The organism is Psychromonas aquatilis (assembly GCF_038155185.1).
GTDB lineage: Bacteria > Pseudomonadota > Gammaproteobacteria > Enterobacterales > Psychromonadaceae > Psychromonas > Psychromonas aquatilis.
Genome location: NZ_JBAKAZ010000367.1, coordinates 1 through 217, shown reverse-complemented (window position 1 = coordinate 217; position 217 = coordinate 1). Strand labels below are relative to the sequence as shown.

Here is a 217-nt window from a genome sequence, read left to right as displayed (position 1 = left end):
AACCAGTTGTTGATTTCTTAAATGAAGCGCTAGATGTACCTGTTCGATTAGCGACTGACTATTTAATTGGCCTTGATGTAAACGAAGGTGAAGTTGTGGTTCTTGAAAACGTTCGTTTTAACAAAGGCGAAAAGAAACACGATCAAACACTATCTACGCAAATAGCTGCATAATCTGATGTAAATGTAATGGCTGCATTTCGTACGGCGCACCGTGC

The 217-nt window shown here is 40.1% G+C and carries 1 pseudogene; it reads left to right on the top strand.

What is annotated here, in order from left to right:
- Positions 1-170: pseudogene (gene pgk / locus V6256_RS15840) on the top strand (phosphoglycerate kinase); the annotation flags it as partial.
- Between the last annotated feature and the right edge of the window lie 47 nt (positions 171-217).